The sequence below is a fragment of the Streptacidiphilus pinicola genome, from assembly GCF_003258295.1.
In the GTDB taxonomy this organism is placed as follows: Bacteria; Actinomycetota; Actinomycetes; order Streptomycetales; family Streptomycetaceae; genus Streptacidiphilus; species Streptacidiphilus pinicola.
Window position 1 is genome coordinate 3,448 of sequence record NZ_QKYN01000146.1, and the last position, 467, is coordinate 3,914.

Consider the following 467-nt stretch of genomic DNA (forward strand, 5'->3'; position numbering starts at 1 on the left):
GCGCCGACGCGCTCTTCGAGCGACTGGCGGAGCAGGTGCCGTGGCATGCCGAGCGCCGCAAGATGTACGACCGCGTCGTCGACGTACCCCGGCTGCTGGCGTTCTACGACGAGGACGACCGGCTGCCCGATCCTCTCCTCACCGAGGCCCGCGAGATGCTCAGCGACCACTACCAGGGAGAGCTGGGCGAGCACTTCGCGACACTCGGGCTCTGCTTCTACCGCGACGGACGCGACAGCGTCGCCTGGCACGGCGACACCATCGGCCGCGGGAAGACCGAGGACACCATGGTGGCCATCCTCTCCATCGGAGAACCTCGGGCGCTGCTGCTCCGACCGCGCCCGGAGGCCGGGATGTCCGGCACCACCATCCGGCAGCAGCTCGGGCACGGCGACCTGATCGTCATGGGCGGCTCGTGCCAGCGGACCTGGGAGCACGCGATCCCGAAGACCGCCCGCCCGGTCGGA

General features: G+C 70.7%; 1 protein-coding gene. It reads left to right on the top strand.

The window, feature by feature from the left end:
• Nucleotides 1-467, top strand: a 467-nt coding sequence (locus DN069_RS31710; protein WP_111506686.1) for an alpha-ketoglutarate-dependent dioxygenase AlkB, incomplete at both ends; no start/stop codon positions are given.